We start from the raw sequence: 7,090 nt of genomic DNA on the forward strand, positions 1-7,090 counted from the left end.
ACTTCATTACGTCCCCTATGGCCCGCTGCTCGACGTCTTCGTTCTGGACCTGCGCTCGTTCAAGAACCCGAATCCCGACGGCCAGGAGGATCCCGCCGGCGTGGCGATCCTCGGCCGCCACCAGAGCGAGTGGCTGCTGGCCGGGCTCGCCGCCAGCCGCGCCACCTGGAAGGTGGTCGCCGCCGATCTCCCGCTCGGGCTGCTGGTGCCGGACAACCCGAGCGGCGTGGAGGCGGTGGGGCAGGGCCGGCCGGGTGCCCCCCCTGGGGCGCGAGGTGGAAATCGCGGACCTCCTCGCCGGCCTCCGCCGGCACCGGGTCCGCAATGTGGTCTGGGTGACTGCTGACGTCCATTACACGGCGGCGCACCACTACCACCCGGACCGGGCCGCCTTCACCGATTTCGCCCCGTTCTGGGAGTTCGTCTCCGGGCCGTTGAACGCCGGAACGTTCGGCCCGAACACGCTCGACCCCACCTTCGGCCCCGAGGCTGTTTTCGTGAAGGCCCCTCCGGCGGGTCAGTCCAACCTGCCGCCCTCGGCCGGTCTGCAGTTCTTCGGCCGCGTGCACCTCGATCCCGGTGGCGGGCTCACCGTGGAGCTGCGGGACTCCGGCGGTGCGGTGTTCTGGTCGACCACGCTCGCCGCCGCCTGACCGGCCGCAGCCCCGGGCAATCTGCTCGGGCCGGCTGGCCGTCGTCACCCCAGCCACCCCGGGAGGACATCAACCGGCCCGGGTCCGTAGCCGACTCCGGCTACGGACCCGGATCCGTGTCTGCGGTCAGCTGATGGTCCGGCTGACCCGGACGAACAGGTGGTGGAAGCCGGCGATGCCACCGAACAGGCCGCCGATCTCCAGCACCTGGACGCGGGCCAGCGCGTCGGCGGTCGTGGTGTCCGAGGACGGCAGGTTGGCGAGGGCCTTGGCGAACGCCTCGTCGAAGCTGAGTGCGGGTGACAGTCCGATGGCCTCTTCCGCCCCTGCCTCGGTCCCCGCCTCCGCCTCCGGCGCGGCGGTCCGGTGAGCGATCCCGCGAACGGTGTCGACGTAGCCGGCCAGTTCCTTGCCGCAGGGCTCGATGTCGACCTGGTCGGTGCCGTCGGCGTGATGGACGGTGATCCGGGGTTGATCCTCGGGGTAGCGAACCATCTCGGCGTAGCGGTATGGCGTGACCACCTGCGGGAAGACGCCGGGCCGCGCGCGGCGCTCGAGGTCGAACTGTTGCGGGAAGATGCGCACCCTGCTCTCGGCGATGTCGACGTCGAATCCGGGCGTGGGCAGGTCGCCTTCGGCGACGATCAGCACGTACGGCCCTTCGCGGAAAGCACTTATTCTGGTCCGACTGGCCAGTTCACGACGACTCATGGCTTCTCCCAACGGCGGAGGAATGGGTCCGGAAGTGGTTCCCCTCGATGGCATTCTCGTACGTCGTGTGGCCGGACGGCTGCCGTTGCCGTATAGCCGACAGGCCCGGGTCCGAGCCCGAGCGGGGTACCGGTACATTCGCCTGTAAAAGGATAACGGGTCCTGACGTCAACCATGCCGTTCGCGGGCAGGTACCGGTTCGCGAGCGTGGAACCCGGCGGGGAGGTGACGGGCATGGGTGACATTCTGGTCGGGACAGCTTCCTGGACGGACCCGACGCTGCTGAGGTCCGGATGGTACCCACCGGAGGTCACCAGCGCCGAGCAGCGGCTGCGCTACTATGCCCGGCAGTTCCCGCTGGTCGAGGTCGACTCCACCTACTACGCGCCGCCGGCGGAGCGGACGGTGCGGACGTGGGCGACGCGCACCCCGGCCGACTTCACCTTCAACGTCAAGGCTTTCTCGCTGCTCACGGGGCATCCGACTCGCCCGGGCGCGCTGTACAGGGACCTGCGCGACGTTGTCGGGCCGGATCGGAGGAACCTCTACGTCCGCGACCTGGACGCCAACGTCGTCGACGAGGTGTGGGAGCGGTTCCTCACCGCGCTGGCACCGCTCACCGAGGCCGGCAAGCTCGGCGCCCTGCTCTTCCAGTTCCCGCAGTGGTTTCCGATCAGCGCCGCGAACAATCGCTACATCCTGGAGTGCCAGCGCCGGTGCCGGCCGGTGCGGATCTGCGTGGAATTCCGTAACCACACCTGGATGGACGAACGCAACCGTGAGGAGACACTCGATTTCCTCGCCTCTCAGGCGATTCCGTACGTGTGCGTCGACATGCCCCAGGGCTATCCGAGTTCGATTCCGCCGGTGCTCGCCGCGACTGCCGATCTCGCGGTCGTCCGGTTCCACGGTCACAGCGAGCGGTGGACGAGCAAGGACATCCACGAACGCTTCGGCTACCGCTACAGCGAGGACGAACTGCGCGCATGGGCCCCGAGGATCCGGGAGCTGGCGAACGGCGTCGCCACGACCCACGTCCTCATGAACAACTGCTATGCCGACTATGCGCAGCGCAACGCCAGACAGTTGGCCGACCTGCTGGCCCGGCTCGACTCTCGCGAGAACCGTGGTCGTCGGAGGGACGAACAGAGTTCCCGTTTACGTCCCAGAGTCGGTGGCAGGGCGTCACGCTCGTTGGCCGACTTGTCCCAATCCGGAGCCGTTGGGGAGCCGATCGGTTACGATCCGCCTGGGTTGCAGGGCGGGAGGTGATCCAGTTTGGCGGAGCCGGGAACGTCGGCGCACTATGAGCGCCTCGCCGACGCGTACGACCAGAACTGGACCTACAGCGACGCCTTCCTCGACTGGATGGCCCGGGAGATGGCCGGGGCGCTCACCCTGACCTCCCACGATCGGATCATCGACGTCGGGTGCGGGACGGGACTGTACACCCGCCGGGTTTTCGAGATCGTCCGGCCGTTGACGCCGATCCTGTGCGCCGACTCGTCCGAGGGGATGCTGAGCCAGCTGCCTTCGGATCCCGGTCTTCGCCCGGTGCACGCCTCGGCGGAGCAGCTCGTCGGCGCGGCCAGCCCCGACGCGACGACGGCCGTCGAGCCCGGTTCGCTCGACGTGGTGATGATCAAAGAGGCGATCCACCACGTGGCCCCCGCCGACCGCCCGCGGGTCATCGCCGGGCTCACCGACCTTCTCGGCGACGGCGGCCGCTTCCTCATCGTGATGTTGCCGACTCGGATCTCGTACCCGCTGTTCGTCGCGGCCCTGGAGTGGTTCGAGGAGCTGCAGCCGGACCCTGCCGACATCGCGGACCACATGCGCGATGCGGGCCTGACCGCGAGTCTTACGTACCGCGACTACCCGTTGAGCATCCCGAAGGACCGGTACCTGGCGATGGTGCGCAGTCGGTACATGTCGTTGCTCTCGACGTTCGAGGATGACCAGATCGAAGCAGGCGTGGCCGAGATCGACGCCTGCCATCCGGAACCGGTGCTGTTCTTTCCCGACCGGTTCGCCTTCGTGCTCGGTACCCGGAGGAGGACCGTCTCGTGACCGAGACCGTCGATGACCGTCTTCATCGGCTGCAGGGCGAGCTCAACGGTCATGATCGGATCGCGCGACATCTTGGTCTCGACTTCACCCGGCCGATCAAGTCGTTGGGTGACGGCTACCCAGAGAACACCGTCTCGCTCATCGGGAAGATCGCCGAACGGCTGCTGAAGCAGCTGTGGACCCATCATGAGGTTCCGGGCGACCCGTCCGGCAAGGCGCTGAACGATCTGATCAAAGGTTGCCGGCCGCATATCCGCAGCACCAACGTCATCAACGCGTTCACCGACATCCAGCGGCTTCGGAACCGCTCGTCGCATGACGGTTATGAGATCGCCGAGGAGGACGGCCTTCTCGCCGTGCGCCGGCTCTTGGACGTCTTGGACTGGTTCACCAGCACCGGTGTCACCGCGATCATCGGTGACGCGCCCAGCCTTGATCTGCTAGTCGAGCGGAAGGCCGAGTTCCTCTCGGGCCTATACGCGACGCTGGGGTACAAGGCGATCAAGCGGTTCGAACTGTCCGAGAGCACCGTCTACCAGCTGTTCTGCCGGCAGATCGGGTTGCAGGCCGAGTATGTGGAGATCATGCTCAGTTGCAGCCTGGAAGAGCTGAACCAGCTTCTCACCACGACCGGCGGCGAGATCCTCAGTACCCAGCTCCCGAAGCACACCCGGTTCCTGATCGTCGAGGACGAGCCGTCCGAGGATGTGGCGCCGTTCGCGGACGGTGAGATCCGCATCGTGGCCTACGAGCGGTTTGTGGAGAGGATCGTCGACGTACCGTCGCACCTGTCCGCCCTGACGGTCAGCTACCCGGAGACGAGACCCCGTGACGTAGAGCCGCTCAGGATCGCCGGGGATGTGCTGGAAGCGGACCAGCACACCGGCGAGATGACGGTCACCGAGACGTCCGACGCCGGGGAGATCTTGCGCCGCCTCGTGAGAACCTCGGCGAACATCCTCGTCATCGGTGGTCCGGGCAGCGGGAAGACGACGCTGCTGAAGCAGCTCGCGGCGGACGGTTCGGAACCCGCACGGCATCGCTACCGCTTCTACCTGGACATGAGCCTGAAGGAACCCGAGGAGGAGTTCGGTGACTTTGTCACCCGGACCCTCAACCCGTACATGACGGTTCTGCGGAACCGGGTCTTCGACGTCTTCCTGTACCTGATCCGGGCCGGCTCCGTGCTGTGCGTGCTCGACGCGATCGATGAGGCGGTGCCGAACACGAGCCTGGAGGCGTTCCTCGGTGTGTTCTCCGACGTCTCGCAGGCGCTGTCGGCGGAGTCGACGGTCGTGATGTCGTCCCGCTACTCGTTCCTCGCCGACTCGCCCGAGGTCCGCCGGCTGCTGAACAGCTCGTCGCTGATCTCGGAGCAGCTCGTCCAGCAGCTGCACGCGAACGGCGTCGATCCGCTGGAGCTTCCGCAGTTCAGCGTGGTCCGGCTCGGTGACCTGAAGCTGCACGCGGACGAGCGGGTCTACTCGGTCTCGCCGCTGGAACTGCGGCTCGCTCAGCAGACCGGCCAGCTCGCGCGGAGGCCCGCCGCGGATGCGGCCAGGCACCTCGTGGACCTGGTGCCGGCCCGCATCGGGCAGGTCCTGAACACCGCCGGGCTCGCCGATCTCCGGCCCAGGCTGGAGAGTTACTTTGGCCCGGCATTCCTGGCCGATCAGGCGGTGTTCACTCTGGCGGACCTCTGCACCCACGTCGGCATCGAATGCTTCGCCGAGGGACGGGTCACGCTGGAGACGTTCCTGCTCGCGCCCCTGTTCCGCCCGGCCGGCGCCGGCACGGTGGCGTTGGTGCACACCGTTTTCCAGGAGTATTTCGCCGCGCGCTACCTGCGGACCGCGGCCGGACGGGAAGCCGCGGGCAGCAACGCCGAACCGATTCTGACCGAGCAGGTCCGGGAGTTCCTCGTCCACCTCGGCGCCGAGACGATCCCCGCGCCCCCGCGGACGCTCCCGGCAGCGACGTACCTGGTCGGGCCGAGCCACCGCCTCCTCCTCCGAAAGATCGAGAAGCCGGTGCTGTTCGACGAGTTCCCCGTGACGGTCGGGCGGTACAAGGCGTTTCTCGCCGCGGTCGCCGAGCAGGGCTGCGCGCAGTGGGATCATCCGGGCGCTCCGCCAGGCCACACCCACGAACCATGGCGGGAACGCTTGCGGAACCCGGAGTACTTCACCGATCCGGCGTACGACAACTACCCGGCGAACTGCGTTAACTGGTGGAGTGCCTACGCCTTCGCCCGCTTCGAGGGCAAGCGGCTGCCGACCTGCGTCGAGTGGGAGGCCGCCGCCCGGGGCACGGACGGCCGGCTGTTCCCCTGGGGAGACGACGTCGACCTGGCCGCGGTCAACTGCGCCGACGCGTGGAGCGGCCGGCCGTTGGTGACCTACGAGGTCTGGAAGCAGGAGATCGACGGTGGCCGGTTGCGGGACTGCGCCCCGACTCCGGTGACCGATCATGCGGCGAACCTGTCCCCGTTCGGGGTGCACGGCATGTCCGGCAACGTGTGGGAATGGACCGAGACCGTGTTCGACGGGATCAACTCTGCGGTGATCTGCGGTGGCTCCTACGACAACCCGTACCGGGCGGTGCAGACCTCGTCGAAGGCCCTGTACCTACGCCGGGGCAGCAGTAACGCCGTCGGGTTCCGCTGCGTGCGGGAGGTCGCGTGACCATGACCGGCGTGCCGGACAGCGGGCAGCGGTTCGGCCGGATCGTCGATCGCCAACCGCTGGGCAGCGGACCCCACCGGGTCACCGCGACCTACCTGGTTCGCGACGACGAGACCGGCGAGATCCACGGCTTCGACTACAGCGACATCGTCACCGAAGGATTCCGCACGATCATCGTCGGGGAGCGTGTGCGTTTCGAGGTCGCCCCGTCCACCGGCCGAGCCCATTTCGTGATCAGACTGGACCTTCCGGAGGTCGACGAATTCTACCGGTAGACCGTCCGGGACGGCATTCCTTCGTGGTCGTCTGTCCCGCCTTCCTCACCGGCGCCCCGGACTGGCCGGAAGGTCCGCTGCCGTTACGCCACAAGGAAATCGAAGCGACCACCGCCGCGCGCAGCACCTATTTCAGCGCCGCCTGCGCACGCATCCTCTACGGCACGCCTGACCGGCCGAGCCGCTGGCAGCGCACCGCACCCACCGGCGAGACGAACAACCCGATCTTCGGTACGGAGATCCTCCTACCCGACCCGGACCGGCCGGACCGCGCCTTCGTCATCGTCCATGTCCGCGTCCATGTCCACGTCCAGACCGGCGGGTCCGAGCTCCTCGACGTCCTGCGCGCCGTCGCCGGCCGGCGCGGCAGTGCGACCCCACCCCCTGACCTTGGCTCGGCGCTGCCCACCTGGGCCCGCCTGGCGCCGTCGGCCCGAGGGTTCACGATCGCGTTCCTGACCTTCCCCACCCTTCCCGAAGCCGACCCGCCGCGACCCGCTGACGCCGTCCGAATCGACTCCTGGTCGACCGCGGACACCTGGCTGTGGCATCTCGCGTCCCGTACCGCCAACGCCGACTACCCACCGGATCCCGACCACGCCGCCACGCACGACACACCAGAACGGCGAACAACATCCACACCCAGCTCCAACACCAACCACTCACCGCAAGATCACGAATCTACGTGAATGTTTAC

General features: G+C 67.7%; 6 protein-coding genes and 1 pseudogene. 6 read left to right on the plus strand and 1 reads right to left on the minus strand.

Going from position 1 to position 7,090, the window contains the following annotated elements; genetic code table 11:
* Positions 1-653 (plus strand): annotated as a pseudogene (locus ACY5KJ_RS10980) (alkaline phosphatase D family protein); the annotation flags it as partial.
* A 126-nt stretch (positions 654-779) separates the two neighbouring features.
* On the opposite strand, the gene ACY5KJ_RS10985 reads toward ACY5KJ_RS10980, so the two are convergent.
* Positions 780-1,364 (minus strand): hypothetical protein, encoded by a 585-nt coding sequence (locus tag ACY5KJ_RS10985; protein ID WP_462203300.1) that lies wholly within the window; start codon positions 1,362-1,364, stop codon positions 780-782.
* Positions 1,365-1,598: 234 nt separating this feature from the next.
* On the opposite strand from ACY5KJ_RS10985, the gene ACY5KJ_RS10990 reads away from it, so the two are divergent.
* The 5 genes from ACY5KJ_RS10990 to ACY5KJ_RS11010 are packed head-to-tail and all read left to right on the plus strand — an operon-like array spanning position 1,599 to position 7,082.
* Positions 1,599-2,636 carry a DUF72 domain-containing protein gene (locus tag ACY5KJ_RS10990; protein WP_462188233.1) on the plus strand — a complete coding sequence of 346 codons (1,038 nt, stop codon included), beginning with the start codon at positions 1,599-1,601 and terminating at the stop codon, positions 2,634-2,636.
* Between the two features lie 6 nt (positions 2,637-2,642).
* Complete coding sequence (locus tag ACY5KJ_RS10995; RefSeq protein ID WP_462203301.1) at positions 2,643-3,434, plus strand: class I SAM-dependent methyltransferase; 792 nt, start codon at positions 2,643-2,645, stop codon at positions 3,432-3,434.
* Positions 3,431-6,118, plus strand: a complete 2,688-nt coding sequence (locus ACY5KJ_RS11000; protein WP_462203302.1) for an SUMF1/EgtB/PvdO family nonheme iron enzyme — start codon at positions 3,431-3,433, stop codon at positions 6,116-6,118. The genes ACY5KJ_RS10995 and ACY5KJ_RS11000 overlap by 4 nt, the downstream gene beginning before the upstream one ends.
* Positions 6,119-6,120: 2 nt before the next feature.
* Positions 6,121-6,393, plus strand: coding sequence for a hypothetical protein (locus ACY5KJ_RS11005; RefSeq protein WP_462188237.1), 273 nt, complete (start codon positions 6,121-6,123; stop codon positions 6,391-6,393).
* A 23-nt stretch (positions 6,394-6,416) separates the two neighbouring features.
* On the plus strand, positions 6,417-7,082 hold the full coding sequence (locus tag ACY5KJ_RS11010; RefSeq protein ID WP_462203303.1) for a hypothetical protein: 666 nt from the start codon (positions 6,417-6,419) through the stop codon (positions 7,080-7,082).
* Positions 7,083-7,090 lie beyond the last annotated feature (8 nt).

It is taken from the genome of Frankia sp. CcWB3 (assembly GCF_977927595.1).